We start from the raw sequence: 26,789 nt of genomic DNA on the forward strand, positions 1-26,789 counted from the left end.
GGCCATGAGCAATTCAATGAAAGCCATGCGTCCGGAGCGGGGGACGAGAACAATCACGCCGCATGAGCATCGACTACCGCAAGCGGCCCAAAGCGCCGACAGCCGCCGTCGGCCTGGAGCACGTCGCAGGAAGCGCCCCCGGCCTCGTCAGCCTCTACAAGACCGCCGCCGTCTCGCTGGCGAAACACCGGGTCAGCGGGGAACGTGCCGCCGTCTATCTCGTGCTTGACCGCTCCGGGAGCATGCGTCCGTACTACCGAGACGGCTCGGTGCAGCACCTCGCTGAACAGACCCTCGCTCTGGCCGCCCACCTCGACGACGACGGCGTGGTGCCCGTCGTCTTCTTCTCCACCGATATCGACGGAACCGCCGAGATCAGCCTCGACGCCTACCGCGACCGCATAAACCCTCTGCACGAATCCATGGGGCACATGGGGCGTACCAACTACCACGTGGCCATGCAGGCTGTCATCGATCACCACACATCCTGCGGCGCGACCGCCCCGGCACTCGTCGTCTTCCAGACCGACGGCTCCCCCACCTCCAAGGCCGCGGCCGAGCACGTCCTGTGCACGGCGGCGAAACTGCCGATCTTCTGGCAGTTCATCGGTTTCGGCTATGACGACTTCCGGTTTCTCCGGAAGCTGGACGAGCTTCCCGTACCCGGAAGGCGCATCATCGACAACGCGGGGTTCTTCGCCGCCGGCCCGTCTCCTAAGCATCTGGACGACGCGGATCTGTACAACCAGCTGCTTCAGGAATTCCCTCAATGGCTGGCCGCCGCACGCAGGGCGGGCATAGTCCGCAGCTGAAACGCGGCTGCCGGTGCGTCGGGCGCACCGCACCCACTCCGTGTTGCATGACCATGCGGGATGATGCATAATCTTCCTATGTCTAAGGTCCTCACCTCCCTGCCCGCCGGCGAGCGCGTCGGCATCGCCTTCTCGGGCGGCCTCGACACCTCGGTCGCGGTCGCGTGGATGCGCGACAAGGGCGCTGTCCCGTGCACCTACACAGCCGACATCGGTCAGTACGACGAGCCGGACATCGCCTCCGTGCCCGGCCGTGCCAAGGCCTACGGCGCCGAGCTGGCGCGGCTGGTCGACTGCCGTGCGGCGCTCGTCGAGGAGGGGCTGGCGGCGCTCACCTGCGGGGCGTTCCACATCCGCTCGGGCGGGCGGGCGTACTTCAACACCACGCCGCTCGGCCGCGCCGTCACCGGCACGCTCCTGGTGCGGGCGATGCTCGAGGACGACGTACAGATCTGGGGCGACGGCTCCACGTACAAGGGCAACGACATCGAGCGGTTCTACCGCTACGGTCTCCTCGCCAACCCGCACCTGCGGATCTACAAGCCCTGGCTGGACGCGGACTTCGTGACGGAGCTCGGCGGCCGCAAGGAGATGTCGGAGTGGCTGGTCGCCCATGACCTGCCCTACCGCGACAGCACGGAGAAGGCGTACTCCACCGACGCCAACATCTGGGGCGCCACCCACGAGGCGAAGACCCTGGAGCACCTGAACACCGGTGTGGAGACCGTCGACCCGATCATGGGTGTGAAGTTCTGGGACCCGTCGGTCGAGATCGAGACCGAGGACGTCACGATCGGCTTCGACCAGGGCCGCCCGGTCACCATCAACGGCGAGAAGTTCGACTCCGCCGTCGACCTGGTGATGAAGGCGAACACCATCGGTGGCCGCCACGGCATGGGCATGTCGGACCAGATCGAGAACCGGATCATCGAGGCCAAGAGCCGCGGCATCTACGAGGCCCCGGGCATGGCCCTGCTGCACGCCGCGTACGAGCGCCTGGTCAACGCGATCCATAACGAGGACACCCTCGCCCAGTACCACAACGAGGGCCGGCGGCTCGGCCGCCTCATGTACGAGGGCCGCTGGCTGGACCCGCAGGCGCTCATGGTGCGTGAGTCGATCCAGCGCTGGGTCGGCACCGCCGTCACCGGCGAGGTGACCCTGCGGCTGCGGCGCGGCGAGGACTACTCGATCCTCGACACGACGGGCCCGGCGTTCAGCTACCACCCGGACAAGCTGTCCATGGAGCGCACCGAGGACTCCGCGTTCGGCCCGGTCGACCGGATCGGCCAGCTCACGATGCGGAACCTCGACATCGCCGACTCCCGCGCCAAGCTGGAGCAGTACGCGGGCCTCGGCCTGATCGGCACCGCCAACCCGGCCATCGGCGCGGCCCAGGCCGCCGCGACCGGCCTGATCGGCTCCCTGCCCGAGGGCGGCGCCCAGGCCATCGCCTCCCGGGGCGAGGTCTCCGAGGCCGACGAGATGCTGGACCGCGCGGCGATGGAGTCCGGTACGGACTAGTACGACGCGAGAGAGGCCGGCCCGGCGCGCTGTGCGCCGGGCCGGCCTCTTTCCGTTGTGCGCTACCGCTGCCGGCTCAGCGCACGTCGACGTAGTCGGCGGTTGAGGTGGCGCCGCCCGTGGTGTCCCAGCCTCCGAAGCTCCAGCGCCAGTAGCCGTCGGCGGACGCCTTGACGGTCGTCCTCAGCGCCCCCGTGGAGCTCGACCGCACCGACTTCACCGTGGTGTAGACCGAGCTGCCCTTCTTGCAGAACTGCAGCCTGGCCAGACCCGCGGCGACACCGGTGTACTTGTGCTTCACCCAGTCGGCACGCGTGAGGCCGCCGGTCACGGTGAGCGTCTTCCCCCTGGTCACCGGCTCCGGCGAGGCGTTGACCGTCGCCCTGGCCCAGCGCTTGATCTGGACACGCCCCGACGTCGCCGTGAACTCCTCGGCCTTGAGCCCGCCGCTGGTCTTCCAGAGCCTCGCCACGACGGCGACCTTCCAGGTCGTCGCGTCGTTGTTCGAGTCCACGCGGTAGTACGGATCGATGCGCAGGGTGCCCTCGCAGTCCGCGATCCGGGAGCTCGTCTCGTAACAGGTGTAGATGCCCATGTGGAGACCGCCGGAGTCCGCGCCCGCCTTGGGGGTGGTGTCGTGGTACAGGAACGGTTCCGCGGTGTACCCGGAGGAATGCGCGGTGCTGTATCCGGACGGAAGGGTGATCCGGAAGGTGACCGGTGGTTCCTGCACGTCGTGCGTTCCCACCACGACGGGCCTGCCGCCGTTCACGACGATCCGCGACACCGTGATCCCGGTGTCGGCGGCCTGCGCCGTCGGCGCCGTGATCGGCACGAGGGCGAGTGCCCCCGCGACGGCGACCACGGCGCCGGTTCTGCCTGCTGTTCTCATGCGCACCTCGTTGCTGCGTAAGAAAGGAGGGATCCGCCGTCCCTGACCGTCACCGGCCGATCGGCGGGGCGGCAGAGTACCAACGGCCCGGCCCGGCACCCCGCGCGGGGTGATCATGGACGCCGTCACACGTGACCGAGCCCACCCCCCACTCCGTTCGAACATCCGTCGAACTCCCGCAACAATGAACCCGTGATCACTTCGCCGACACGGAGCACGAGCCGACGCGCCGAGCCCGCCGCGACGCCGTACGTCGACCTCTCCCGGGCGGAGTGGAGCGCACTGCGCGACAAGACGCCGCTGCCGCTGACCGCCGACGAGGTGGAGCGGCTGCGCGGGCTCGGGGACGTCATCGACCTCGACGAGGTGCGGGACGTCTACCTGCCGCTCTCGCGCCTCCTCAATCTGTACGTCCAGGCCACGTCCGGACTGCGCGGCGCCCTGAACACCTTCCTCGGGGACGCGGGCAACGGGCACGGGGCGCAGCGCGGGACCCCGTTCGTCATAGGGGTCGCGGGCAGTGTCGCGGTGGGGAAGTCCACCAGTGCCCGAATCCTCCAGGCGCTGCTGGCCCGCTGGCCGGAGCACCCGCGGGTGGAGCTGGTGACCACGGACGGGTTCCTGCTGCCGATGAAGGAGCTCCACGCGCGCGGGCTGATGTCGCGCAAGGGCTTCCCCGAGTCGTACGACCGGCGCGCCCTGACCCGCTTCGTCGCCGACATCAAAGCGGGCAAGGACGAGGTGACGGCCCCCGTCTACTCGCACCTGATCTACGACATCGTGCCCGGTGAGCGGCTCACCGTACGGCGGCCCGACATCCTCATCGTCGAGGGGCTGAACGTGCTGCAGCCCGCGCTGCCCGGCAAGGACGGCCGCACCCGGGTCGGGCTCGCCGACTACTTCGACTTCAGCGTGTACGTGGACGCGCGGCCCGAGGACATCGAGACCTGGTACCTCAACCGCTTCCGCAAGCTGCGCGCCACGGCGTTCCAGGACCCGTCCTCGTACTTCCGCAAGTACACGCAGGTCTCCGAGGCGGAGGCGATGGAGTACGCGGCGACGATGTGGCGGACCATCAACAAGCCCAATCTGGTGGAGAACGTCGCGCCGACGCGGGGCCGTGCCACGCTGGTCCTGCGCAAGGGGCCGGACCACAAGGTCCAGCGGCTGTCACTGCGCAAGCTCTGACTCCGGAAAGGGTGCACCGTGCTGCATCTGCGCCTGATCGTCCCCGCCGACCGTACGGACGAGGTGGTGGGCCTCCTGGAGCGTACGGTCGGCACCGCCCACCTCGCGGTACTGCCGGGGGTCGCGCGCGACCCGGTGGGCGACGTGGTGCTGTGCGACGTGGCGCGTGAGGCCGGCGACGAGCTGATCGGGGCGCTGCGGCGGCTCGGGGTCGACGAGTACGGCTCGATCACCGTCGAGAACATGGATCTGACGCTCTCCGCGAGGGCCGACCGGGCCGAGGAGGACGCGCCGGGCGAGGGCTCGGACGCGGTGCTGTGGGAGGAGCTGACGGACGCCACCCACGAGGAGTCGACGTTCAGCGTCACCTACGTGGCGTTCCTGTCGGTGGCGACGATGCTCGCGGCCTGCGGTGTGATGCTCGACAACGCGATCCTGATCGTGGGCGCGATGGCGGTGGGCCCGGAGTTCGGGCCGCTGGCCGGGATCTCCACGGCCCTGGTGCAGCGCGCCCCGCGGCTGGCGGCGCGGTCGCTGTGGGCGCTGGTCGGCGGGTTCGCCGCGGCCATGGTGCTGACCGCCGGCTTCGCCTGGCTGATGGACGTCTTCGGGCTGTTCTCCCCCTCGATGATCGAGGCGCCCCGGCCCAACACGGCGTTCATCTGGCAGCCGGACTGGATGTCGTTCGTGGTGGCGTTCCTCGCGGGCATCGCCGGGACGCTCTCGCTGACCTCGGCGAAGTCCGGGGCGCTGATCGGTGTCGCGATCTCCGTGACGACCGTGCCCGCCGCGGCCAACGCCGCGGTGGCGTTCAGCTACAGCGACTACAGCCAGATGACGGGCTCCACCCAGCAACTCCTCGCCAACCTGGGCGGCATCGTGGTCGCGGGGACGCTGACGCTGCTGGTCCAGCGGGCACTGTGGAACGCGATGCGCCGCCGCGCGACCGGGAACGGTGGCCGGCAGGTGACCGGCCACAGCTGACCGGCCGCACGACCGAAAGAACGCGTCACGGACCGGCAAGGTGGCGCACTCCGGGACTGCCGAACACTCCCCCTGCGCCAACAGCCCGGCCGGTGACACGATTCCGGGCATGGCCGATGCCCCGGAAGTACTCTGCCGCCCCGTCAGGAGGCGCGCCCTGTGGTGGTTCGCCGCGTTCGGCGCGGCCGGCTCGGGTCTGGCCGCGGTGGGCGCCCGGTACGGGCGCGGGCCCCTGGCCGTGTGGATCACCGTGGGCCTGTCGCTCGCGCTCCTGTCCGTCCTCTGCGCGTACGCGGCCACCTCCCGGGTCGGCGCGGACGAGTACGGCGTGCACTCCCGGACGCTGCTGCGCCGGCGCGACATGGCCTGGCCCGACATCGCCGACCTGCGCACGTACCTCCAGTACGGGCGGAACCAGGAGATCCGCCGGGTCAGTGTGCTGCTGCGCGACGGCCACACGCGGCGGCTGCCGCTGCCGATGAGCGGGACGTCCGGGGACCGCGCGGAGTTCGACGCGAAGCTGGCCGCGCTCCGCGCGCTGCACCGCCGCCACGGAGACCCCGAGTCGGACCACGTGCCCGTCATCACCGGCCGGGCCGCCGGGCACAGCACGGCCGTGCTGTGGCTCGTGTGCGTGCTGCTGCTCGCGGGCGCGGGCCTGGCCGCGTCGTTCGTCCCGTCCGTCGGGGCGGAGAAGCGGGCGTGGACGGCCGCCGTCCCCTGCACCGCCGCCACGCCCGCCACGGAGCGGGGCGAGTGCCTGAGCACCCAGCACGCCGTGATCGCACGGACGAAGATCAGCCGGGGAAACCAGCGCAGCTGGCTGTACTTCGCCGACGGCCGGCCGCTGGAACGGCTCGGGGTCTCCCAGGACGGCGCCGCGGGGTTCCACCCCGGTGACCGCGTCGAACTGACCGTCTGGCGGCACCGGGTGCGGGCGGTCGCCACCAACGACCACGTGTGGCGCGATCACTTCACCGGCGCCGGGGACGTGGCCGTCGTCGCGGCCGGATGCGCCCTCGCCGCGGGCTACCCCGGCGCCCGGCTGCTGCTGCGCCGCCGCGGGCGACGGCTGCCGGACGACGACGTCCTGCCCTCGGCCCTGCCGTTCGCGGCCGCGCTCGTGGGTACGGCCCTGTGGCTGATGCCGCTCTGCTATCTCCGGCCCACGGAACCGCTCGACTCGCCCGTGACCCTCACCTGGGCCGCCGCGGGCACGGCGGTCAGCCTGGGGATGTTCACTGCGGCCTGGCGCGCCACCCGCATCCGTACACCAGGCGACACCCCGCCCACCACCACTCTGGAACAGGCGGACCACTTCCTGGCCGCCCGCTTCCTCGATCACACCGACTACAACCCGCACGGCTTCGGCACCCACATCGTCCTCGGCGACGGCCCGCCCGCGGTGACGCCCCACCCCGGCCCGGGCAGGTTCGCGGCCCGGCGGATCCCCGCGGAGCGGCTCACCGTCACCCGAGTACGGCGGGCCAGGGGCAGCGACGGCGACAGCGTCCCGAGGGGCTGGCACATCGCCGAGCTGGACGACGCGGGCGAGCCGGTCCGCCTCGCGGCGGCGCCGGAGGACCTGACCCGCATCATCGACGCGCTGGGCTGCGTCCGCCCGGCACCGGACGCGGAAAGGGCCCGGCCGTGAGGCCGGGCCCTTTCCGGGAAGCGGGGGCGGATCAGCCCAGCGCGGACTTCACCACATCGGCCAGCCGGCCGGCCACGGCACGCGCCTGCTCGATGTCGGCCGCCTCGACCATCACCCGTACCAGCGGCTCCGTGCCCGACTGGCGCAGCAGTACGCGGCCGGTGGCACCCAGCTCGCGCTCGGCCTCGGCGACGGCCGTGGCCAGCTCGGGGGAGGTGCTCACGCGGGACTTGTCGACGTCCGGGACGTTGACGAGCACCTGGGGCAGGCGCTCCATCACCCCGGCCAGCTCGGCGAGCGAACGGCCGGTCGCGGCGACCCGGGCCGCCAGCATCAGGCCGGTCAGCGTGCCGTCGCCGGTCGTGGCGTGGTCCAGCACGATGACGTGACCGGACTGCTCGCCGCCCAGGGCGTAGCCCTCGGCCTTCATCGACTCCAGGACGTAGCGGTCGCCGACCGCGGTCTGGACGAGCTGGATGCCCTCGCGCTCCATGGCGATCTTGAAGCCGAGGTTCGACATCACGGTGCCGACCACGGTGTCCTTGCGCAGCTGTCCGGCCTCGCGCATGGCGAGGGCGAGCACGGCCAGGATCTGGTCGCCGTCGATCTCCTCGCCCGCCGCGTCCACGGCCAGGCAGCGGTCGGCGTCACCGTCGTGCGCGATGCCGAGGTCGGCCCCGTGCTCGACGACGGCGGCGCGGAGCAGCCCCAGGTGCGTGGAGCCGCAGCCGTCGTTGATGTTGAGGCCGTCCGGCTCGGCGCCGATCGTGACGACCTCGGCGCCGGCCCGTGCGAACGCCTCGGGCGAGACGTGGGCGGCGGCGCCGTGCGCCTCGTCCAGGACGACCTTCAGGCCGTCGAGGCGGTTGGGCAGTACGCCGATGAGGTGAGCGACGTACCGGTCGAAGCCCTCGGCGTAGTCGCTGATCCGGCCCACACCCGCGCCCGTGGGACGGGCCCACGGCTCACCGGTGCGGTGCTGCTCGTAGACCGTCTCGATGCGGTCCTCCAGCTCGTCGGCGAGCTTGTGGCCGCCGCGGGCGAAGAACTTGACACCGTTGTCCGGCATGGCGTTGTGGCTGGCGGAGAGCATCACCCCGATGTCGGCGCCCAGGACGCCGGTGAGGTACGCCACGGCCGGCGTCGGCAGCACGCCGACGCGCAGGACGTCGACGCCCGCGCTGGCGAGGCCGGCCACCACGGCGGCCTCCAGGAACTCTCCGGAGGCGCGGGGGTCGCGGCCGACCACGGCCGTCGGCCGATGGCCCTCGAAGGTGCCTGCCTCGGCCAGTACGTGCGCCGCCGCGACCGACAGGCCGAGCGCGAGCTCGGCCGTCAGGTCCGCATTGGCGACACCGCGCACGCCGTCCGTGCCGAAGAGTCGTCCCACTGGTGTCCTCCGAAGGTGCTCCGAAACGCAAAAATTCAGACTAAGTAACCAACAAGCCTATGAACGCCTTATGCCGTTATATGCCCGAGGCTCTCAATAAACGAACGCCCCGGCAGCACGAGGAGTGCCGCCGGGGCGAACGTGTAACGCGGATGAGCAGGCGGTTTAGCGCTTGCTGTACTGCGGGGCCTTACGGGCCTTCTTGAGACCGGCCTTCTTGCGCTCGACCGCACGGTCGTCGCGGGAGAGGAAGCCGGCCTTCTTCAGCGTGGCGCGGTTGTTGTCCACGTCCGCCTCGTTCAGCGAGCGGGCCACACCGAGACGCAGCGCGCCGGCCTGACCGGAGACACCGCCACCCGAGATGCGGGCCACGACGTCGTAGCGACCGTCGAGCTCGAGAACCTTGAAGGGCTCGTTGACTTCCTGCTGGTGCACCTTGTTGGGGAAGTAGTCCTCAAGGGTGCGACCGTTGATCTTCCACTTGCCGGTGCCCGGGATGATCCGGACGCGGGCAATGGCGTTCTTGCGACGGCCAAGGCCGGCCGCGGGCTGCGGGTCGCCGAAGCGGCCCGCGAGCGACTCGGAGGTGTACTCACCCTCGACGGGGACCTCCGACTCGAAGGTGGTCACCTCGGCGAAGGTCTCTTCGCCCTCGGTGACGGGGGTCTCTGCAGTGGTCTCGGCCACGATTCTCCTCAGATCTTTCTTTACGTCTTTGGGGGGAGGCCGGAACTACTGCGCGACCTGGGTGATCTCGTACGGGACCGGCTGCTGCGCAGCGTGCGGGTGCTGGTCGCCCGCGTAGACCTTCAGCTTCGAGATCATCTGGCGGCCCAGGGTGTTCTTGGGGATCATGCCCTTGATGGCCTTCTCGACGGCCTTCTCGGGGTTCTTCGCGAGGAGCTCGTCGTAACGAACGGAGCGGAGACCACCCGGGAACCCGGAGTGGCGGTACGCCATCTTCTGGGTCTTCTTGTTGCCCGACAGGTGAACCTTGTCGGCGTTGATGATGATGACGAAGTCGCCCATGTCCATGTGGGGGGCGTAGATCGCCTTGTGCTTGCCTCGGAGGAGGTTCGCAGCCGTGGTGGCCAGACGGCCCAGGACGATGTCCTCGGCGTCAATGATGTGCCACTGGCGAGTGACATCGCCGGGCTTGGGGCTGTACGTACGCACTTCGTAGCCTTCGCTTCTTCAGTGGATGGGGTCCAGACACACGGCACCTCTGAAGCGATATGCAGCTGGGGCTCACAGTGCCGGGGACGCTGCCCGTATGCGAACCACTGGTAACTGCTCCAGGGAACCTACGTAAGGGCCCTTCGCGTGAGAACGACGAAGCCAATACGTATAACAATCCCCGACAGTACCCGCCTGCCCCCGGACGGGTCAAAACGGGTCGCCCCGGTCCGGGTGGCGGGGTTCCGTCCTCAATCGCCGGACGGGCTTGGTGTGTGCGGGTTCCCCGCGACCCGGGGGCGCCTGCCCCGGTGGGTGGGGGTCCGGTGCCCCTCCGGGGCGTCTCCTCAGACGACGAACGTTTCCAGTCCCACGCAGCGGGAGCCCGGTATGTGTTCGTCGTCCTGCGGGGACTCCCCTGCACGGCCCCGGACCCGGCCGCCGAGCGTCTGCGGCGTTCGTACCGCCGGTGTTCAGACGCACGCGAGAGTGGGTGGGGGCGTGCAGGGGCGTCCCCGCAGAAAAATGGCGTACTACCCGGCCCCCGCAACGTCTCGGGTGGCCACGCCAGTTTTTGAGGAGACGCCCCGGAGGGCCCCCACCCCCACCCACCGGACAGAGGCGAACCCCCAAGCAGCGGAGCTACCGCGCCCGCGCGACCCGTCGCTCGTCCCACACCGGCTCCGTCGACTCCCGGACGACACCGTCCGACCCGAAGACCAGGTACCGGTCGAAGGACTTCGCGAACCAGCGGTCGTGGGTGACGGCCATCACCGTGCCGTCGTAGACCTCCAGCCCGTCCTGGAGCGCCTCGGCCGACTCCAGGTCAAGGTTGTCGGTCGGCTCGTCCAGCAGCAGCGCGGTCGTGCCGGCCAGTTCCAGGAGGAGGATCTGGAAGCGGGCCTGCTGTCCGCCGGACAGCTTCTCGAACGGCTGGTCCCCCTGCCGCTCCAGCTCGTACCGCCGCAGCACGGACATCGCCCCGCCCCGGTCCTTGGCGTGCTCCGTCCACAGGATCTCGACGAGCGTCTTGCCGAGGAGCTCCGGATGGGCGTGGGTCTGCGCGAAGTGCCCGGGCACCACCCTCGCCCCGAGCTTCCACTCCCCCGTGTGCGCGACCGGCTCGCCCGCCAGCAGCCGCAGGAAGTGCGACTTGCCCGACCCGTTGGACCCGAGGACGGCGACCCGCTCCCCGTAGTAGATCTCCAGGTCGAACGGTTTCATCAGCCCGGTGAGCTCCAGGTTCGTGCAGGTCACGGCCCGCACCCCGGTCCGCCCGCCGCGCAGCCGCATCTTGATCTCCTGCTCGCGCGGCGGCTCCGGCGGCGGGCCGGCGTCCTCGAACTTCTTGAAGCGGGTCTGCATCGCGTGGTAGCGGTTCGCCATGTCGGGGCTGTTCGCCGCCTGCTGCCGCATCCGCAGGACGAGCGCCTTCAGCCGGGCGTGCTCCTCCTCCCAGCGGCGCAGCAGTTCCTCGAAGCGGGCGAACCGTTCCTTGCGGGCCTCGTGGTACGTGTCGAATCCGGCACCGTGCACCCAGACGTCACTGCCGGCCGGGCTGGGCTCGACGCTGACGATCTTCTCCGCGGCGCGGGACAGCAGCTCCCGGTCGTGGGAGACGAAGAGGACCGTCTTACGGGTCTCCTTCAGCTTCTCCTCCAGCCAGCGCTTGCCGGGCACGTCCAGATAGTTGTCCGGCTCGTCGAGCAGCAGCACCTCGTCGGGCCCGCGCAGCAGCGCCTCCAGCACCAGCCGCTTCTGCTCACCGCCGGACAGCGTGCGCACCTCGCGGAACTGGGCCTTCTCGTACGGAATGCCGAGCGCCGCCATGGTGCACATGTCCCAGACCGTCTCGGCCTCGTACCCGCGCACCTCCGCCCAGTCGCTGAGCGCCTGCGCGTACGTCATCTGCGCGGCCTCGTCGTCGACGGTGAGGATCAGCTCCTCGGCCCGGTCGACGGCCTGCGCGGCCTCGCGGATGCGGGGCTGGGCGACGGAGACCAGCAGGTCACGCACGGTGCGCTCGTCGCGCACGGAACCGACGAACTGCTGCATCACGCCGAGCCCGCCGCTCACCGAGACCGAGCCGCCGTGCGGCTGGATCTCCCCGGCGAGCAGCCGCAGCAGCGTGGTCTTCCCGGCGCCGTTCGCCCCGACGAGGGCGACGACGGCACCGTCCGCGACACGGAACGAGGCATCGCCGAGCAGTACCCGCCCGTCCGGTAGGTAGTACTCCAGATGGCCTGCTTCAAGATGTCCCATGCACAGCATTGTCACGGGCGGCGAAGCCCTGGCCCAACCGGATTACGTTCCGTCTAGGATTCGCGGCATGAGCTTTGGGCAAGGGGGGCCCTCCTGGGGGCCCGGGGGCACTGGGACTCCGGACTGGGCGGCGCTGGCCGAGGCGTCCGCGGCGCGCGCCAGGCGCAAGCGGTGGCTGATGATCGGCGGGGGCGCGCTGGCCACCGCGGCGGTCGCCGCGATCGTGGCGACGGCGGTCATCTCGACCAACAAGAACGATCCGGCCGGCTCGGCCGGGAAGAACGCGAGCGAGCTGCCGTCGGCGACCGATCTGCCGAGCCGGACGGAGCAGCCCGAGCCGTCGTTCTCGTCGGTGGCCCCGCCGCCCCCGCCGGACCCGAAGGACTACATATCCGATGTGAGGAAGGACCGGGCGCCGGTCACGGTCGACGCCTTCTTCCCGGGCAAGAAGCTGACGATGGGCGACCGCGCCTACTCCAAGGGCGCCACGCACCGCACCACGAAGTGCGCGACCACCACTCAGGGCGCGCTCGGCGCGATCCTGGCGAACAACGGCTGTGACCAGGTCATCCGGGCCACGTACAGCCGCAGCGGGGTGGCCGTCACGATCGGCCTCGCGGTCTTCGAGACGGAGGCCCAGGCCAAGAAGGCCGCCCAGCAGGCCAGCGGCGGCATGGCCTCGCTGAGCGGATCGGGTGTGCCGACCTTCTGCCGCGGTGGTTCGGTCTGCCGCCGCACGGCGAACTCGTACGGCCGGTACGCCTATTTCACGGTGGGCGGCTTCACCAGCGGGAAGAACGTCACCAAGGCCGACAAGGGCGTGTTCGCCGTCGGCGACGACCTGACCAACTTCACGTTCCGCCAGATCCGCCACCGGGGCGAGGTCCAGGCCTCGGCGGCCGCCACCGCCCCGGCCGGCTGATCCGCCCGTCCTTCGGTTCAGCCACCTCTCCCGGATGCGGAGGACCGCTGCTGTGCGTCTCGTCTTCCTGGTCGCCTTCCTGCGCATCCTGCGCCACCGCGATGCCGTCGGCGCCGACCTCGCGCCGGACGAGGCGGTGGCCCTGGACCCGCCGGACGCCCCGCTGGGCGCCGCCCTCGCCGCCGCGGCGGCCGGGGACCACGGCCCGGCACGGGAGCTCCTCGCCTCGACCCGGGTGCACGCCCAGTGGGAGCGCCGGGACGCGTACGTGAGCCGGCTGGCCCGGACCGCGCTGCACCACGACGGCTGGCTGGACGCCTGGCTGGCCGAGTCGCCCGACGACCCGGACGGTCTGCTCGTCGTCGCCGACCTCCATCTGCACCAGGCGTGGAAGGTGCGGACGAGCGCCCGCGCGAAGGATGTGGAGCGCGACCGGTTCCAGGCGTTCTTCGCGCTCCTGGAGGACGCGGTCCCGGTGATCGGCGCCGCAGCCGAGCGCAACCCCTCGGATCCGGTCCCCTGGCGCATCGCGCTCACCCACGCCCGTGGGGTCCAGGCCCCGCGCGAGGTCTTCGACGCGTATCTCGCCGAGGCCGGGTCCCGCGATCCGCACCACTTCGGCTGCCATGCGCAGGCCCTGCAGTATCTGTGCGCCAAGTGGTACGGCTCGCACGAGGAGATGTTCCGGTACGCGGAGCGGATCGCCGCGTCCGCCCCGCCCGGCTCGAAGCTGCACGCCCTGCCGCTCCAGGCGGCGCTGGAGTACCGGCTGTCCGAGGAGGACGGGCCCGACGGCCCCGACCCGTACGGCCCGAAGGTCGACGCGGCCATCACCCGGGCCCTGGACCTCTCCGAGACCTACGCGGGCTCGGGCGACCGCGAGGCGGCCGGTTTCCGCAACGAGCTGGCCCTGCTGCTGATCACGCAGGACCGGCCGGCCGAGGCCCTCGACGTGTTCCGGGCCATCGGTGTCCACGCGACCGAGTACCCGTGGAACCGGCTCGGCGACCCCCGTACGGAGTTCCTCGAAGCCCGGTCCGATGTCCGGCTGGACCTCGCGTCCGGCATCCCGTTCTTCGGCCGCCCGCCCGAGCCGCCCGCCGTCGCGCCGGACTGGGCGGAGCTGGCCCCGCGTGCGGTGGCGATCGTCCCCGCTCCCCCGGCCGAGGTCGCCCAGGCCGCGCTGATCTGCGGGTTCTCGCTGCGCACGGCTCCGGCGGGCGAGGGGTACAGCTATGTGGAGGTGGTCCCTGAGGCCGCTCGTGGCCGGCGCGCGGCGCTCCTTCCGGAGGACCCCCTGACCGCGGCGGCGGAGACGTTCACGACGGGGGAGAGCTGGCCCGCCCTGGTTCTGCACCGCTCCCCCGGGCGCAGCCGCATCACCGCGCTCCACCAGGGCCGGCCGACGGCCACGCACACCTGGGACACCGAGGCCCCCGCCCCCGACCACGCCGATGTGCGGTCCGTCGCCGGGGAGCTCTCGCGGCTGTACCGGCTGGCGGACCCGCGCCCGCTGGCCCACATCCTGCGCGCCACCGGCGATCCGGTCCGGCACCAGGCCGACCTGGTCACCGCGCTGGGCCTGCCGCCCGTCCCGCCGGGCTTCGGCGGGGACACCGAGATCCTGGGCGCGATCCCGGGCGCCCGGGTGCAGGTGCGCCGCTCGATCCTGGCGGGGATGCGCGACACGATGACGACGGGCGCGGGCGCCCATCCGCCGGTCCCGGGGGACGGCTCCCCGCGGCCGGCCCGCTGGTGGCTGATCCGTACCGCCCTGCTGGCCGTCATCGGCGCGGCCGCCGTCTACGCCTGGTGGAGCCCGCGCGTCGGCTGGTTCCGCTCATCGGTGCTGAGCGGCGCCGCGCTGTACCTGGCCGGCGTCCTCACGCACGCGGTGCGCCGGCGCGGGCGTTCGGCCGCCTGAGCCGCCGTCAGCAGCAGCCGGCTCCCGGCAGGGTACGGACGTTGCGCGCCTCGACGGCCCGGGCCGCGAGCAACTCGTCGGCCGGGTAGGCGACTTCCTCCAGCGTCAGCCCGTGCGGCCGCACCACGTGCACCCCGGGATCGCGCACCCCGGCGGCCAGCACCTCGGCGGGCCACGGGTACGGGCGGCGTCCGTCGCCCACGAAGAGCATCGAACCGACCAGCGCCCGCACCATGTTGTGGCAGAACGCGTCGGCCTGGACGGTGCCGGTGATGATCCCGGACGCCTCGTCGCGTACCCAGCGCAGCTGCTGCAGCGTCCGGATGGTCGTCGCGCCCTCGCGCTTCTTGCAGTACGCGGCGAAGTCGTGCTCTCCCGTCATGCGCGCAGCGGCCGCGTTCATGGCCTCGACGTCCAACGGCCGGTCGTGCCAGAGCACATGACCGCGCACCAGGGGGTCCACCCCGCCGGGACCGTCCGCCACCCGGTAGGCGTACCGGCGCCACAGAGCCGAGAACCGGGCGTTGAACCCGGCCGGTGCCTCCTCGATCCGCCGGATCCGCACATCGGGCGCCATCCGGCCGGCCATCCGCCGCAGCACCTTGTCCGCGTGCTCGGCCCACACCTCGACCGGCAGGTCCACGTGCGCGACCTGGCCCCGGGCGTGCACCCCGGCATCGGTGCGCCCGGCCACGGTCAGGTCGTAGGTGCGGGTGGACCGGGTGACGGTCCGCAGCGCATCCTCGATCTCTCCCTGGACGGTGCGCCGGCCGGTCTGCTTCGCCCAGCCCGAGAAGTCCTTGCCGTCGTACGCCAGGTCCAGCCGCAGCCGTACGGACCCGGGCTCCACCACATCGCTCACACCAGTGATCCTCTCAAGATCCCCACACAACGGAACGGGCCCGCACCGCCCCGAAGGGTGATGCGGGCCCGTCCAGAGGTCTCAGAACGCTCAGGCGTCCTTCGACTCCTCGGCCTCGGCCGGCTTGGCGTCCTCGACGGACTCGACCGGGGTCTCGTCCTTCTTGAGGGCGTCTTCCTTGACCGCGCGCTTCGTGGCTGCCTCGGCCTCACCGGTGGCGGCCTGCGCCACGGTCAGGGCCTCGACGAGCTCGATGACGGCCATCGGGGCGTTGTCGCCACGACGGTTGCCGATCTTGGTGATACGGGTGTAACCACCGGGGCGGTTCTCGTACCGCGGGGCGATCTCGGTGAAGAGCGTGTGCACGATGCCCTTGTCCGTGATCGACTGCAGCACCAGGCGACGGTTGTGGATGTCGCCCTTCTTCGCCTTGGTGATGAAACGCTCGGCGACCGGACGCAGGCGGCGGGCCTTGGCCTCGGTCGTGGTGATGCGGCCGTGCTCGAACAGCGACTTCGCGAGGTTGTTGAGAAGGTGCTTCTCGTGCGCAGCGCTGCCGCCCAGACGGGCACCCTTGGCGGGCTGAGGCATGGTTTTCTCCTTGTGTGCTGCACCGGCCGTATCAGGTACCGGTGTCAGTTCCCGTGAGGCGGTCGCCCCACGGAAGTTCCAGACGCCGCCCGCACTCGAAATCGAGCCTCAGCCCGAAATCCAAGCCCGTCCGGCGATCGAGGACAAAGCCCTCGCGTACGAGCCGTAATCAAGCCCGTCCGGCGATTGAGGACAAAGCCCTCGCCCGGCCCGGGGCACCCAGCAAAACCGGGCACCCCAGCCGGAGGCGTACTAGTACTGCTCGGTCTCCACGAAACCGGCGTCCGCGTCGTCGTCCGCACCGAACGCGTCGGCCGCGGCGGTCGGGTCGAAGCCGGGAGGCGAGTCCTTCAGCGCCAGGCCCATACCGGCCAGCTTCGCCTTGACCTCGTCGATCGACTTCGCACCGAAGTTGCGGATGTCGAGCAGGTCCGCCTCGGAGCGGGCCACGAGCTCGCCCACCGAGTGGATGCCCTCGCGCTTGAGGCAGTTGTACGAGCGGACCGTGAGCTCCAGCTCCTCGATCGGCAGCGCCAGATCGGCGGCCAGGGCCGCGTCCGTCGGCGAGGGGCCCATGTCGATGCCCTCGGCGTCGATGTTGAGCTCGCGCGCCAGACCGAACAGCTCGACCAGGGTCTTGCCGGCCGACGCCATGGCGTCACGGGGACGCATGGCCTGCTTGGTCTCGACGTCGACGATCAGCTTGTCGAAGTCGGTGCGCTGCTCGACACGGGTCGCCTCGACCTTGTACGTGACCTTGAGCACCGGGGAGTAGATGGAGTCGACCGGGATCCGGCCGATCTCCTGGCCCACCTGCTTGTTCTGGACGGCGGAGACGTAGCCGCGACCGCGCTCGACGGTCAGCTCCATCTCCAGCTTGCCCTTGCCGTTCAGCGTGGCCAGGACGAGGTCCGGGTTGTGGACCTCGACACCGGCCGGCGGGGCGATGTCGGCAGCGGTGACCAGGCCGGGACCCTGCTTGCGCAGGTACATCACGACCGGCTCGTCGTGCTCCGAGGAGACGACCAGCTGCTTGATGTTGAGGATGAGGTCGGTCACGTCCTCCTTGACGCCCGGCACGGTGGTGAACTCGTGCAGGACACCGTCGATACGGATGCTGGTGACAGCGGCACCCGGGATCGAGGAGAGGAGCGTGCGGCGCAGGGAGTTGCCGAGCGTGTAGCCGAAGCCCGGCTCCAGCGGCTCGATGACGAACCGCGAGCGGAACTCGTCAACGACCTCTTCGGTCAGCGACGGACGCTGAGCGATAAGCATGTGTGAATCCTTCAGTCGTGGGCGCCCACTATTTGACGCCCGACAGATGAAACAAGGATACGGGCGGCACACCCCCGTAGGGGGCATACCGCCCGTACCCACGCTACTGACGCACGGCCGTCACCGGCCGTGGCGCATCAGACGCGGCGACGCTTCGGCGGACGGCAGCCGTTGTGCGGCGTCGGGGTGACGTCCTGGATCGAACCGACCTCCAGGCCCGTGGCCTGGAGGGAGCGGATCGCGGTCTCGCGGCCGGAGCCCGGACCCTTGACGAAGACGTCAACCTTGCGCATGCCGTGCTCCTGCGCGCGGCGGGCGGCCGACTCGGCGGCCATCTGCGCGGCGAAGGGGGTGGACTTGCGCGAGCCCTTGAAGCCGACGTGGCCGGCGGAGGCCCAGGAGATCACGTTGCCCGAGGGGTCCGTGATCGAGACGATGGTGTTGTTGAACGTGCTCTTGATGTGCGCGTGGCCGTGAGCGACGTTCTTCTTTTCCTTGCGACGCACCTTCTTGGCTGCGCCCTGACGACCCTTGGGGGGCATGTCTTGACTCCAGATGGAGAGGGGAGGTGATCGGTCCTACAGCGAAGACCGCTGGATGCTGCGGTTGCCCGGTGAACCGGACGTGCGCAGTGCGTCCGCTGAGGACTACTTCTTGCCCGGCTTCTTCTTACCGGCGATCGCGCGACGCGGACCCTTGCGGGTACGGGCGTTGGTGCTGGTGCGCTGACCGTGGACCGGGAGACCGCGACGGTGGCGGATGCCCTGGTAGCAGCCGATCTCGATCTTGCGGCGGATGTCGCCCTGGATCTCGCGGCGAAGGTCACCCTCCGTGCGGAGGTTGGCGTCCACGTACTCGCGGATCTTGACCAGGTCCTCTTCAGCCAGGTCACGAACGCGGGTGTTCGGGTTCACGCCGGTGGTGGCGAGGATCTCCTTGGACCGGGTGCGCCCGATACCGAAGACGTAGGTGAGGGCAACCTCCACGCGCTTTTCGCGCGGGATGTCAACACCTGAAACGCGTGCCATTCAATGGCTCCAGTTGTTATTTCGGGGGTCTTCCGCAGTGCCACTCCCGACCGCCGACCTCTCGCTGGGAGAGGTGGTACGCCCGGGTCCCCGGCCCCCGCCGGAGGTGTCGTCAGCCGTGGCTTGGACGGGCTCTGCGTATGTACGTTTACGTGCGTCGCGCGAAGTACTGCGAGATGCGAGGGGGTCGTGCGTCAGCCCTGGCGCTGCTTGTGGCGCAGGTTGTCGCAGATGACCATGACCCGACCGTGACGGCGGATCACCTTGCACTTGTCGCAGATCTTCTTGACGCTCGGCTTGACCTTCATGGGATGTCAGGTTCTCCGGGTCAGTGCCGGCACCCCGCCGAAGCGAGATGTAGGCAAGATCTACTTGTAGCGGTAGACGATCCGGCCACGCGTCAGGTCGTACGGGGAGAGCTCCACCACGACCCGGTCGTCCGGAAGGATTCGGATGTAGTGCATCCGCATCTTGCCGGAGATGTGCGCGAGGACCTTGTGACCGTTCTGGAGTTCCACCTTGAACATGGCGTTCGGGAGGGACTCGATCACGGTGCCCTCAATTTCGATGGCACCTTGCTTCTTGGCCACGCTTCGCCTTTCGAATCGGCTACCTTGATCGACTTTCGTCACTCGTATGCGGACACACGGATGCACGAGAGCCGACGAGTCAGTCTACGTCAGCGGACTCCAAAAGACGAATCCGTCAAGTTTGCCCACCGCGGGAGATCCTTAGACCTCCCGGTGGGGTACAACCTCAGCCCAGCGGGTCGGGCGCCGCCTCGACGCCGTACTGAGCCAGCTTCTCGCGGCCGCAGTCCGGGGCGGTGAGGACCAGCGGGCCCTGCTCCGTGAGGGCGATGGAGTGCTCCCAGTGCGAGGACCAGGTGCCGTCGGTGGTGATGACGGTCCACTCGTCCTTGAGCACCTCGGTGTGCGGGGTGCCGAGCGAGACCATCGGCTCGATGGCCAGGCAGAGGCCGGGGACCAGCTTGATGCCCTTGCCGCGCTTTCGGGCGACGTAGTTCAGCAGGTGCGGGTCCATGTGCATCTCGGTGCCGATGCCGTGCCCGCCGTAGTCCTCGATGATCCCGTACTTGCCGGTGGCGGGGCGGGGCTGGCGGCGGATGTACGACTCGATCGCCTTCGAGATGTCGACCAGGCGGTTGTTCACCTTCATCGCGGCGATGCCGGCCCACATCGACTCCTCGGTCACCCGGGAGAGCTCGATGAGCTCCGGAGCGTGACCGGTGCCGACGAAGGCCGTGTACGCGGCGTCGCCGTGCCAGCCGTCGATGATCGCGCCGGCGTCGATCGAGATGATGTCGCCGTCCTTGAGGACGGTCTTGTCGTCCGGGATGCCGTGGACGACGACTTCGTTGACCGAGGTGCAGATCGTCGCGGGGAACCCGCCGTACCCGAGGAAGTTCGACTTCGCGCCGTGGTCGGCGATCACCTTGCGGGCGACCTGGTCCAGGTCCTGTGTGGTGGAGCCGGGTACCGCGGCCTCGCGGGTCGCCGCGTGAATGGCAGCGACCACCAGCCCCGCCTCACGCATCTTCGCGATCTGCTCGGGGGTCTTGATCTGCACCATGCTGCGGCGCCTTTCCGGGTGGGGACGGTGAGAGGGGCGGGTACTCCACGATACGGCCGCAAACAGTCGGCCGCGGCGCCCAAGGACGCCGCGGCCGACTGCACTGCATGTACTACGGGTGTGCTCGCTCAGCCCTCGTCGGACTTCAGAGCCTCCATGGCCCGCTCGGTCACGTCGGTGACCTTGCCGAGCGCGGAGATGGTGACCACCAGGTCCTGCGCCCTGTAGTAGTCGATGATCGGCTCGGTCTGCGTGTGGTAGACCTCGAGCCGGGTACGGACCGTCTCTTCGCTGTCGTCGTCGCGCTGGTACAGCTCGCCGCCGCAGGTGTCGCAGACACCCTCGGTCTGCGGCGGGTTGTACGTCACGTGGAACACGTGCGCGCTCTCGTTGCGGCAGACGCGGCGGCCCGCGATGCGCTTCACGACCTCGTCCTCGGGAACCTCGAGGTCGAGTACCGCGTCCAGCTTTACGCCCTCGTCCTTGAGCATCACATCCAGGGCCTCGGCCTGTCCCACGTTGCGCGGGAAGCCGTCGAGCAGGAAGCCGTTGACCGCGTCCGACTGGGACATCCGGTCCTTGGCCATCCCGATCGTGACCTCGTCCGGCACCAGCTGTCCCGCGTCCATGAAGGCGCGGGCCTGCTTGCCAAGGTCAGTGCCCTGGCTGATGTTGGCGCGGAAGAGGTCGCCCGTGGAGATGTGCGGAATCGACAGGTTCTTGGCAAGGTACGCAGCCTGCGTTCCCTTGCCGGCACCCGGCGGGCCGACGAGGACGATTCGCATCAGCGGAGGAACCCTTCGTAATTGCGCTGCTGGAGCTGACTCTCGATCTGCTTCACGGTTTCCAGACCCACACCCACGATGATGAGGATGCTCGTCCCGCCGAACGGGAAGTTCTGGTTGGCTCCACCGAAGCCTGCCAACGCCATCGTCGGCACAAGAGCGATCAGACCCAGATACAGCGAGCCCGGCCAAGTGATCCTGTTGAGCACGTAGCTCAGGTACTCGGCAGTAGGTCGACCTGCCCGGATACCCGGGATGAAGCCACCATACTTCTTCATGTTGTCCGCGACTTCCTCGGGGTTGAACGAAATCGCCACATAGAAGAAGGCGAAGAAGACGATCAACAGGAAGTACGCCGTGATGTAGTACGGGTGGTCGCCCTTGACGAAGTGGTCCTTGATCCAGGTCGCCCAGCCCGCTTGGGAGTTGGAGAACTGGACGATCAGGGCCGGGATGTAGAGCAGCGAAGAAGCGAAGATGACGGGAATCACACCCGCCTGGTTCACCTTCAGCGGGATGTAGGTGGACGTGCCACCGTACGACCTGCGCCCGATCATGCGCTTCGCGTACTGCACCGGGATCCTGCGCTGGGCCTGCTCGACGAAGACGACGAGCGCCACCATCACGAAGCCGATCAGGATGACGGTGCCGAACTCGATCCAGCCGTCCGCGAGCTTGCCGCTCGTCTTGATGGCCCACAGCGCGCCGGGGAAGCTGGCGGCGATCGAGATGAACATCAGGATCGACATGCCGTTGCCGATGCCGCGGTCGGTGATGAGCTCACCGAGCCACATGACGGCGGCCGTGCCGGCGGTCATCGTGATGACCATCGTGATGGTCGTGAACAGCGACTGGTTCGGGACGATCTGGTCGGCGACCGGGCAGCCGCTGAAGAGCGCTCCGCTGCGTGCGGTGGCCACCAGGCCGGTGCCCTGCAGGATGGCGAGTGCGACCGTCAGATAACGCGTGTACTGCGTGATCTTGGCCTGGCCGGACTGCCCCTCCTTCTTGAGCGCCTCGAGTCGGGGAATCACCACGGTCAGCAGCTGAAGAATGATGCTGGCCGTGATGTACGGCATGATGCCGAGCGCGAAGATCGTGATCTGCAGCAGTGCACCACCGCTGAACATGTTCACCAGGCCGAAGAGGCTGTTGTTGCCCTTGCTTGCCTGATCAACACAGGTCTGGACGTTCTCGTAACTCACTCCCGGGACCGGGATGTGTGCCCCGAGCCGGTAGAGAACGATGATGCCGAGCGTGAAGAACAGCTTCTTGCGCAGGTCGGGCGTCTTGAACGCCCGGGCGAACGCGGTGAGCACGGTGCCTCCTGCGACCCCCGCGCAATGCGTAGAGGTGACGGTCTTGAGGATCGACGAATACGTAACAGTCAAAGGTCCCCGGACGCTTGCGCCCAGGGGTTACCACAGCAACGGACGCCACCTTACCGGCGTACATGCCCCCCTAGGAACGACCAACCGGGGATGCCCCATATGAGAGGCATCCCCGGTCGGATGTTCAGGCCACCGAATGGTCCGAGTTGTCTCAGACGAGCTCGGTGACAGTGCCGCCGGCAGCGGCAATCTTCTCCTTGGCGGAGCCGGAGACGGCGTCAACCGAAACCTGCAGCGCCACGGAGATCTCGCCCTGTCCGAGGACCTTGACGAGGTGGTTGTTGCGCACAGCGCCCTTGGCGACCAGATCGGCCACCGTGACCTCTCCACCCTCGGGGTAGAGCGTCGCGAGCTTGTCCAGGTTCACGACCTGGTACTCGGTGCGGAACGGGTTCTTGAAGCCCTTGAGCTTCGGGAGACGCATGTGGAGGGGCATCTGGCCACCCTCGAAGCGCTCCGGAACCTGGTAACGGGCCTTGGTGCCCTTGGTACCACGACCAGCGGTCTTACCCTTGGATGCCTCACCACGACCCACACGGGTCTTGGCGGTCTTGGCACCCGGGGCAGGCCGGAGGTCATGCGCCTTCAGCGGCTTGTTCTCCGCCATGTCAGTCGACCTCCTCAACCGTCACGAGGTGGCGGACGGTGTGAACCATTCCGCGGAACTCGGGGCGGTCCTCCTTGACAACCACGTCGTGCAGGCGCTTGAGCCCGAGCGAACGCAGGGTGTCGCGGTGGTTCTGCTTGCTGCCGATGTACGACTTCGTCTGCGTGATCTTGAGACGGGCCATTACGCACCCGCTCCCGCACGAGCACGAAGCAGAGCCGCGGGGGCGACGTCCTCGAGGGGCAGACCGCGGCGGGCCGCGATCTCCTCGGGACGCTGCAGGCCCTGGAGGGCCGCCACGGTCGCGTGCACGATGTTGATCGGGTTCGAAGAACCGAGCGACTTCGACAGGATGTCGTGAACGCCGGCGCACTCCAGGACGGCGCGCACCGGGCCACCGGCGATAACACCGGTACCGGGGGAAGCAGGCTTGAGCAGAACGACGCCCGCAGCCTTCTCGCCCTGGATCGGGTGAGGGATGGTGCCCTGGATACGCGGAACCTTGAAGAAGTTCTTCTTGGCTTCTTCCACGCCCTTGGCAATGGCCGCGGGAACTTCCTTGGCCTTGCCGTAACCGACACCGACGGTGCCGTCACCATCGCCCACCACGACCAGCGCGGTGAAGCTGAAGCGACGACCACCCTTCACAACCTTGGCGACACGGTTGATCGCGACGACGCGCTCGACGTACGCGGTCTTCTCGGCGGCAGCTGCGCCGCCGTCACGGCCCTTCCGGTCCCGCCGCTCGCCGCCACCGGCACCGCTTCCGCGGCGCTGGGGTCCAGCCATTGGATTTACCTCTCTCTGTTACGTCCGCTGTGCGTAGGAACCGGGGCTTAGAACTTCAGCCCGGCTTCACGGGCGGCGTCAGCCAGAGCGGCAATCCGCCCGGCGTACTGGTTACCACCGCGGTCAAACACGACGGCCTCGACGCCTGCGGCCTTGGCACGCTCAGCGACCAGGGCGCCGACCTGCTTGGCCTGGCTGCTCTTGTCGCCCTCGCCACCACGGATGGAGACGTCCAGGGTCGACGCCGACGCGAGCGTGTGGCCCGCGATGTCGTCGATGACCTGAGCCACCATGTGGCGGTTGGAACGCGTCACAACCAAGCGCGGACGCTCCGGCGAACCGGAGATGTGCTTGCGGACGCGAATGTGGCGACGCTTGAGGGCTGCACGCTTGTACGCGTCGCCCTTGGCGATCTTTACGCCGTATGCCATCGCTACTTACCAGCCTTTCCGACCTTGCGGCGGATGACCTCGCCGGCGTACTTGACGCCCTTGGCCTTGTACGGGTCAGGCTTCCGCAGCTTGCGGATCTTGGCCGCGGTCTCGCCGACCTTCTGCTTGTCGATGCCCTCGACGGTGAACTTCGTGGGGGACTCCACCTTGAAGGTGATGCCCTCCGGGGCCTCGATCAGGATCGGGTGGCTGTAGCCCAGGGCGAACTCCAGATTGGAGCCCTTCGCCTGGACGCGGTAACCGACACCACTGATCTCGAGCGCCTTGATGTATCCCTGGGTCACGCCGGTGATCATGTTCGCCACCAGCGTGCGGGACAGGCCGTGAAGGGCCTTGTTCTGACGCTCGTCGTTCGGGCGGACGACGTTCAGAACGCCGTCCTCACCCTTGGTGACCTCGATCGGCGACGCAACGGTGTGCGCGAGGGTGCCCTTGGGGCCCTTCACTGCGACCGTGCGGCCATCGATGGTGACGTCCACACCGGCGGGAACCTGGATGGGGAGCTTGCCGATTCGCGACATGAGCTATTCCTCCGTTCCCGACTACCAGACGTAGGCGAGGACTTCCCCACCTACGCCCTTCTTGCTGGCCTGCTGGCCGGTCAGGAGACCGTGGGACGTGGAGATGATCGCCACGCCCAGGCCGCCGAGAACCTTCGGCAGATTGGTGGACTTTGCGTATACACGCAGACCCGGCTTCGAGATTCGCTTGATGCCGGCGATCGAGCGCTCGCGGTTCGGGCCGAACTTCAGCTCGAGGACGAGGTTCTTGCCAACCTCGGCGTCCTCGACCTTCCAGCCCGTGATGAAGCCCTCCTGCTGGAGGATCTCCGCGATGTGCGACTTGATCTTGCTGTGCGGCATCGTGACGTCGTCGTGATACGCCGAGTTCGCGTTACGCAGACGCGTGAGCATGTCTGCGATGGGATCAGTCATGGTCATGAGTTGGCCTTCGGCCTCTCTCGCCGGGGTTTCCTGTATGCGCCATCCCTCTCCCTACTCAGAGGCAGGACGGGTGCGGTGCGGGGACCTACGGCGTAGTAAGTCGGTCTTGGGCGGCAGGCGCCCAACCCCACAAGCCTACGGCATGCGAGGACGGGCTCCTGCCGACCAGATGCTTACCGAGAGTCTCCGGTGATTCCCAACGCCCAAAGGGCGAAGGAGAATTACCAGGAGCTCTTGGTCACGCCCGGCAGCTCGCCACGGTGAGCCATCTCACGAAGGCACACGCGGCACAGGCCGAACTTGCGGTAGACGGAGTGGGGCCGGCCGCAGCGCTGGCAGCGGGTGTACCCGCGAACGCCGAACTTCGGCTTACGGGCGGCCTTAGCGATCAGAGCCTTCTTCGCCACGGTCAGTTCTCCTTGAACGGGAAGCCGAGGTGACGAAGGAGGGCACGACCCTCGTCGTCATTGGTCGCCGTGGTGACCACGGTGATGTCCATGCCCCGGACCCGGTCGATCTTGTCCTGGTCGATCTCGTGGAACATGACCTGCTCCGTGAGACCGAAGGTGTAGTTGCCACGGCCGTCGAACTGCTTCGGCGACAGGCCACGGAAGTCACGGATACGCGGAAGCGCGAGCGACAGCGTACGGTCCAGGAACTCCCACATGCGGTCACCACGGAGGGTGACGTGGCAGCCGATCGGCTGCCCCTCGCGCAGCTTGAACTGCGCGATCGACTTGCGGGCCTTGGTGACGGCCGGCTTCTGACCGGTGATCGTGGTGAGGTCGCGCACGGCGCCATCGATCAGCTTGGAGTCGCGGGCGGCGTCGCCCACACCCATGTTGACCACGATCTTGACCAGACCGGGAATCTGCATGACGTTCTCGTAGGAGAACTCCTCACGCAGCTTGCCGGCGATTTCCTCGCGGTAGCGCGTCTTGAGACGCGGCGCTGTGGTGGTAGTCATCAGATGTCCTCACCGGTGCGCTTGGCAACGCGGATCTTGTTGCCCTCGTCGTCAAAGCGGTAGCCGACGCGAGTAACGACCTTGTTGCCGTCCTTCTCAACAACCAGCTGCACGTTGCTGACGTGGACGGGGGCCTCGGTCGTCACAATGCCACCGGTCTGCGAACCGCGAGCGGTCTGACCGGCCTTGGTGTGCTTCTTGACCCGGTTGACACCCTCGACGAGGACGCGGTCCTGAGCAGGGTAGGCAACGATGACCTTGCCCTGCTTGCCCTTGTCCTTACCGGTGATGACCTGAACCAGGTCGCCCTTCTTGATCTTCATGCTTACAGCACCTCCGGCGCGAGCGAGATGATCTTCATGAACTTCTTCTCGCGCAGCTCACGGCCCACCGGGCCGAAGATACGGGTGCCGCGGGGGTCGCCGTCGTTCTTGAGAATGACAGCGGCGTTCTCGTCGAAGCGGATGTACGAGCCATCCTGACGACGACGCTCCTTGACGGTGCGAACGATGACGGCCTTGACGACGTCACCCTTCTTCACGTTGCCACCGGGGATCGCGTCCTTGACGGTGGCGACGATGACGTCACCGATGCCCGCGTAGCGGCGACCCGAGCCACCGAGAACACGGATGGTGAGAATTTCCTTCGCACCCGTGTTGTCGGCGACGCGCAGTCGCGACTCCTGCTGGATCACGTCTATCTCCTGATCGTCTGCCGGTTCCCGGCGGGGGCCGCTCCGTTACCGGAACGGACCCCCGCCGAGCCTGGCGGAACCTG

The 26,789-nt window shown here is 68.7% G+C and carries 32 protein-coding genes; 7 read left to right on the top strand and 25 right to left on the bottom strand.

The window, feature by feature from the left end; genetic code table 11:
- Nucleotides 1-62 precede the first annotated feature (62 nt).
- Both OG521_15760 and argG read left to right on the top strand, forming a co-directional pair.
- Nucleotides 63-812 carry a VWA domain-containing protein gene (locus OG521_15760; GenBank protein ID WUW22174.1) on the top strand — a complete coding sequence of 250 codons (750 nt, stop codon included), beginning with the start codon at nt 63-65 and terminating at the stop codon, nt 810-812.
- A gap of 78 nt (nt 813-890) precedes the next feature.
- Nucleotides 891-2,336: an argininosuccinate synthase gene (gene argG / locus OG521_15765; protein ID WUW22175.1), complete on the top strand. Its 1,446-nt coding sequence runs from the start codon at nt 891-893 to the stop codon at nt 2,334-2,336.
- Between the two features lie 76 nt (nt 2,337-2,412).
- Here the strand turns inward: argG and OG521_15770 are convergent, their stop codons facing one another.
- Nucleotides 2,413-3,228, bottom strand: a complete 816-nt coding sequence (locus OG521_15770) for a hypothetical protein (GenBank protein WUW22176.1) — start codon at nt 3,226-3,228, stop codon at nt 2,413-2,415.
- Nucleotides 3,229-3,420: 192 nt separating this feature from the next.
- Between OG521_15770 and coaA the strand changes: the two genes are divergently transcribed.
- From coaA to OG521_15785, 3 genes are all read left to right on the top strand, one after another.
- Entirely contained in the window at nt 3,421-4,416 is a 996-nt protein-coding gene (coaA, locus tag OG521_15775) for a type I pantothenate kinase (protein ID WUW22177.1), read from the top strand.
- 18 nt (nt 4,417-4,434) lie between these two features.
- Nucleotides 4,435-5,400, top strand: coding sequence for a DUF389 domain-containing protein (locus OG521_15780; GenBank protein ID WUW22178.1), 966 nt, complete (start codon nt 4,435-4,437; stop codon nt 5,398-5,400).
- Nucleotides 5,401-5,509: 109 nt separating this feature from the next.
- The gene (locus tag OG521_15785; protein WUW22179.1) at nt 5,510-7,054 is read left to right on the top strand and encodes a PH domain-containing protein; all 1,545 of its coding nucleotides are present in this window, start codon (nt 5,510-5,512) and stop codon (nt 7,052-7,054) included.
- 31 nt (nt 7,055-7,085) lie between these two features.
- Here the strand turns inward: OG521_15785 and glmM are convergent, their stop codons facing one another.
- From glmM to OG521_15805, 4 genes are all read right to left on the bottom strand, one after another.
- Nucleotides 7,086-8,444: a phosphoglucosamine mutase gene (gene glmM, locus OG521_15790; protein ID WUW22180.1), complete on the bottom strand. Its 1,359-nt coding sequence runs from the start codon at nt 8,442-8,444 to the stop codon at nt 7,086-7,088.
- A 165-nt stretch (nt 8,445-8,609) separates the two neighbouring features.
- Nucleotides 8,610-9,131 carry a 30S ribosomal protein S9 gene (rpsI, locus tag OG521_15795; GenBank protein WUW22181.1) on the bottom strand — a complete coding sequence of 174 codons (522 nt, stop codon included), beginning with the start codon at nt 9,129-9,131 and terminating at the stop codon, nt 8,610-8,612.
- A gap of 45 nt (nt 9,132-9,176) precedes the next feature.
- Nucleotides 9,177-9,620: a 50S ribosomal protein L13 gene (rplM, locus tag OG521_15800; GenBank protein ID WUW22182.1), complete on the bottom strand. Its 444-nt coding sequence runs from the start codon at nt 9,618-9,620 to the stop codon at nt 9,177-9,179.
- Between the two features lie 642 nt (nt 9,621-10,262).
- Nucleotides 10,263-11,882 (bottom strand): ATP-binding cassette domain-containing protein, encoded by a 1,620-nt coding sequence (locus OG521_15805; GenBank protein ID WUW22183.1) that lies wholly within the window; start codon nt 11,880-11,882, stop codon nt 10,263-10,265.
- 67 nt (nt 11,883-11,949) lie between these two features.
- On the opposite strand from OG521_15805, the gene OG521_15810 reads away from it, so the two are divergent.
- Both OG521_15810 and OG521_15815 read left to right on the top strand, forming a co-directional pair.
- A complete protein-coding gene (locus tag OG521_15810; protein ID WUW22184.1) occupies nt 11,950-12,804 on the top strand; it encodes a hypothetical protein in 855 nt (284 codons plus the stop codon).
- A gap of 52 nt (nt 12,805-12,856) precedes the next feature.
- Nucleotides 12,857-14,728, top strand: coding sequence for a hypothetical protein (locus OG521_15815; protein ID WUW22185.1), 1,872 nt, complete (start codon nt 12,857-12,859; stop codon nt 14,726-14,728).
- Nucleotides 14,729-14,735: 7 nt separating this feature from the next.
- Here OG521_15815 and truA read toward each other — a convergent pair whose 3' ends face one another.
- From truA to rplN, 20 genes are all read right to left on the bottom strand, one after another.
- Nucleotides 14,736-15,590 (bottom strand): tRNA pseudouridine(38-40) synthase TruA, encoded by an 855-nt coding sequence (truA, locus tag OG521_15820; GenBank protein WUW22186.1) that lies wholly within the window; start codon nt 15,588-15,590, stop codon nt 14,736-14,738.
- 90 nt (nt 15,591-15,680) lie between these two features.
- Nucleotides 15,681-16,181: a 50S ribosomal protein L17 gene (rplQ, locus tag OG521_15825; protein WUW22187.1), complete on the bottom strand. Its 501-nt coding sequence runs from the start codon at nt 16,179-16,181 to the stop codon at nt 15,681-15,683.
- 252 nt (nt 16,182-16,433) lie between these two features.
- Nucleotides 16,434-17,456 (bottom strand): DNA-directed RNA polymerase subunit alpha, encoded by a 1,023-nt coding sequence (locus OG521_15830; protein ID WUW22188.1) that lies wholly within the window; start codon nt 17,454-17,456, stop codon nt 16,434-16,436.
- Nucleotides 17,457-17,593: 137 nt separating this feature from the next.
- Nucleotides 17,594-17,998 (bottom strand): 30S ribosomal protein S11, encoded by a 405-nt coding sequence (gene rpsK, locus OG521_15835; GenBank protein WUW22189.1) that lies wholly within the window; start codon nt 17,996-17,998, stop codon nt 17,594-17,596.
- Between the two features lie 105 nt (nt 17,999-18,103).
- Nucleotides 18,104-18,484: a 30S ribosomal protein S13 gene (rpsM, locus tag OG521_15840; GenBank protein ID WUW22190.1), complete on the bottom strand. Its 381-nt coding sequence runs from the start codon at nt 18,482-18,484 to the stop codon at nt 18,104-18,106.
- A 194-nt stretch (nt 18,485-18,678) separates the two neighbouring features.
- Complete coding sequence (gene rpmJ, locus OG521_15845; GenBank protein WUW22191.1) at nt 18,679-18,792, bottom strand: 50S ribosomal protein L36; 114 nt, start codon at nt 18,790-18,792, stop codon at nt 18,679-18,681.
- 60 nt (nt 18,793-18,852) lie between these two features.
- Complete coding sequence (infA, locus tag OG521_15850; GenBank protein ID WUW22192.1) at nt 18,853-19,074, bottom strand: translation initiation factor IF-1; 222 nt, start codon at nt 19,072-19,074, stop codon at nt 18,853-18,855.
- A gap of 166 nt (nt 19,075-19,240) precedes the next feature.
- Nucleotides 19,241-20,077 carry a type I methionyl aminopeptidase gene (map, locus tag OG521_15855; protein WUW22193.1) on the bottom strand — a complete coding sequence of 279 codons (837 nt, stop codon included), beginning with the start codon at nt 20,075-20,077 and terminating at the stop codon, nt 19,241-19,243.
- Nucleotides 20,078-20,205: 128 nt separating this feature from the next.
- Complete coding sequence (locus OG521_15860) at nt 20,206-20,862, bottom strand: adenylate kinase (GenBank protein WUW22194.1); 657 nt, start codon at nt 20,860-20,862, stop codon at nt 20,206-20,208.
- Nucleotides 20,862-22,181, bottom strand: a complete 1,320-nt coding sequence (secY, locus tag OG521_15865) for a preprotein translocase subunit SecY (protein ID WUW22195.1) — start codon at nt 22,179-22,181, stop codon at nt 20,862-20,864. Before secY ends, OG521_15860 begins: the two co-directional genes overlap by 1 nt.
- Before the next feature lie 223 nt (nt 22,182-22,404).
- The gene (gene rplO, locus OG521_15870; protein ID WUW22196.1) at nt 22,405-22,860 is read right to left on the bottom strand and encodes a 50S ribosomal protein L15; all 456 of its coding nucleotides are present in this window, start codon (nt 22,858-22,860) and stop codon (nt 22,405-22,407) included.
- Between the two features lies 1 nt (nt 22,861).
- Nucleotides 22,862-23,044: a 50S ribosomal protein L30 gene (gene rpmD, locus OG521_15875; GenBank protein ID WUW22197.1), complete on the bottom strand. Its 183-nt coding sequence runs from the start codon at nt 23,042-23,044 to the stop codon at nt 22,862-22,864.
- On the bottom strand, nt 23,044-23,649 hold the full coding sequence (gene rpsE / locus OG521_15880) for a 30S ribosomal protein S5 (GenBank protein ID WUW22198.1): 606 nt from the start codon (nt 23,647-23,649) through the stop codon (nt 23,044-23,046). The genes rpmD and rpsE overlap by 1 nt, the downstream gene beginning before the upstream one ends.
- 47 nt (nt 23,650-23,696) lie before the next feature.
- On the bottom strand, nt 23,697-24,080 hold the full coding sequence (gene rplR / locus OG521_15885) for a 50S ribosomal protein L18 (GenBank protein WUW22199.1): 384 nt from the start codon (nt 24,078-24,080) through the stop codon (nt 23,697-23,699).
- A gap of 2 nt (nt 24,081-24,082) precedes the next feature.
- Nucleotides 24,083-24,622: a 50S ribosomal protein L6 gene (gene rplF / locus OG521_15890; protein WUW22200.1), complete on the bottom strand. Its 540-nt coding sequence runs from the start codon at nt 24,620-24,622 to the stop codon at nt 24,083-24,085.
- A gap of 21 nt (nt 24,623-24,643) precedes the next feature.
- Nucleotides 24,644-25,042 (bottom strand): 30S ribosomal protein S8, encoded by a 399-nt coding sequence (gene rpsH, locus OG521_15895; protein WUW22201.1) that lies wholly within the window; start codon nt 25,040-25,042, stop codon nt 24,644-24,646.
- Nucleotides 25,043-25,266: 224 nt separating this feature from the next.
- A complete protein-coding gene (locus OG521_15900) occupies nt 25,267-25,452 on the bottom strand; it encodes a type Z 30S ribosomal protein S14 (protein WUW22202.1) in 186 nt (61 codons plus the stop codon).
- Nucleotides 25,453-25,454: 2 nt separating this feature from the next.
- Entirely contained in the window at nt 25,455-26,012 is a 558-nt protein-coding gene (gene rplE / locus OG521_15905; protein WUW22203.1) for a 50S ribosomal protein L5, read from the bottom strand.
- A complete protein-coding gene (gene rplX, locus OG521_15910; GenBank protein ID WUW22204.1) occupies nt 26,012-26,335 on the bottom strand; it encodes a 50S ribosomal protein L24 in 324 nt (107 codons plus the stop codon). The genes rplE and rplX overlap by 1 nt, the downstream gene beginning before the upstream one ends.
- Nucleotides 26,336-26,337: 2 nt before the next feature.
- The gene (gene rplN, locus OG521_15915; GenBank protein WUW22205.1) at nt 26,338-26,706 is read right to left on the bottom strand and encodes a 50S ribosomal protein L14; all 369 of its coding nucleotides are present in this window, start codon (nt 26,704-26,706) and stop codon (nt 26,338-26,340) included.
- Nucleotides 26,707-26,789 lie beyond the last annotated feature (83 nt).

It is taken from the genome of Streptomyces sp. NBC_01463, assembly GCA_036227345.1.
GTDB lineage: Bacteria > Actinomycetota > Actinomycetes > Streptomycetales > Streptomycetaceae > Streptomyces.

What these genes read in the sequence shown, in the direction of transcription:
- rplO (WUW22196.1), bottom strand. Translation starts at nt 22,860, where the DNA reads ATGGCGGAGAACAAGCCGCTGAAGGCGCATGACCTCCGGCCTGCCCCG.
- rpmD (WUW22197.1), bottom strand. Translation starts at nt 23,044, where the DNA reads ATGGCCCGTCTCAAGATCACGCAGACGAAGTCGTACATCGGCAGCAAG.
- map (WUW22193.1), bottom strand. Translation starts at nt 20,077, where the DNA reads ATGGTGCAGATCAAGACCCCCGAGCAGATCGCGAAGATGCGTGAGGCG.
- OG521_15810 (WUW22184.1), top strand. Translation starts at nt 11,950, where the DNA reads ATGAGCTTTGGGCAAGGGGGGCCCTCCTGGGGGCCCGGGGGCACTGGG.
- rplQ (WUW22187.1), bottom strand. Translation starts at nt 16,181, where the DNA reads ATGCCTCAGCCCGCCAAGGGTGCCCGTCTGGGCGGCAGCGCTGCGCAC.
- rplF (WUW22200.1), bottom strand. Translation starts at nt 24,622, where the DNA reads ATGTCGCGAATCGGCAAGCTCCCCATCCAGGTTCCCGCCGGTGTGGAC.
- OG521_15860 (WUW22194.1), bottom strand. Translation starts at nt 20,862, where the DNA reads ATGCGAATCGTCCTCGTCGGCCCGCCGGGTGCCGGCAAGGGAACGCAG.
- rpsE (WUW22198.1), bottom strand. Translation starts at nt 23,649, where the DNA reads ATGGCTGGACCCCAGCGCCGCGGAAGCGGTGCCGGTGGCGGCGAGCGG.
- OG521_15830 (WUW22188.1), bottom strand. Translation starts at nt 17,456, where the DNA reads ATGCTTATCGCTCAGCGTCCGTCGCTGACCGAAGAGGTCGTTGACGAG.
- rpsH (WUW22201.1), bottom strand. Translation starts at nt 25,042, where the DNA reads ATGACCATGACTGATCCCATCGCAGACATGCTCACGCGTCTGCGTAAC.
- rpmJ (WUW22191.1), bottom strand. Translation starts at nt 18,792, where the DNA reads ATGAAGGTCAAGCCGAGCGTCAAGAAGATCTGCGACAAGTGCAAGGTG.
- rpsK (WUW22189.1), bottom strand. Translation starts at nt 17,998, where the DNA reads ATGCCCCCCAAGGGTCGTCAGGGCGCAGCCAAGAAGGTGCGTCGCAAG.
- rplX (WUW22204.1), bottom strand. Translation starts at nt 26,335, where the DNA reads ATGAAGATCAAGAAGGGCGACCTGGTTCAGGTCATCACCGGTAAGGAC.
- rplE (WUW22203.1), bottom strand. Translation starts at nt 26,012, where the DNA reads ATGACTACCACCACAGCGCCGCGTCTCAAGACGCGCTACCGCGAGGAA.
- rpsM (WUW22190.1), bottom strand. Translation starts at nt 18,484, where the DNA reads ATGGCACGCGTTTCAGGTGTTGACATCCCGCGCGAAAAGCGCGTGGAG.
- argG (WUW22175.1), top strand. Translation starts at nt 891, where the DNA reads ATGTCTAAGGTCCTCACCTCCCTGCCCGCCGGCGAGCGCGTCGGCATC.
- OG521_15805 (WUW22183.1), bottom strand. Translation starts at nt 11,882, where the DNA reads ATGGGACATCTTGAAGCAGGCCATCTGGAGTACTACCTACCGGACGGG.
- OG521_15770 (WUW22176.1), bottom strand. Translation starts at nt 3,228, where the DNA reads ATGAGAACAGCAGGCAGAACCGGCGCCGTGGTCGCCGTCGCGGGGGCA.
- OG521_15760 (WUW22174.1), top strand. Translation starts at nt 63, where the DNA reads ATGAGCATCGACTACCGCAAGCGGCCCAAAGCGCCGACAGCCGCCGTC.
- rplR (WUW22199.1), bottom strand. Translation starts at nt 24,080, where the DNA reads ATGGCATACGGCGTAAAGATCGCCAAGGGCGACGCGTACAAGCGTGCA.
- OG521_15785 (WUW22179.1), top strand. Translation starts at nt 5,510, where the DNA reads ATGGCCGATGCCCCGGAAGTACTCTGCCGCCCCGTCAGGAGGCGCGCC.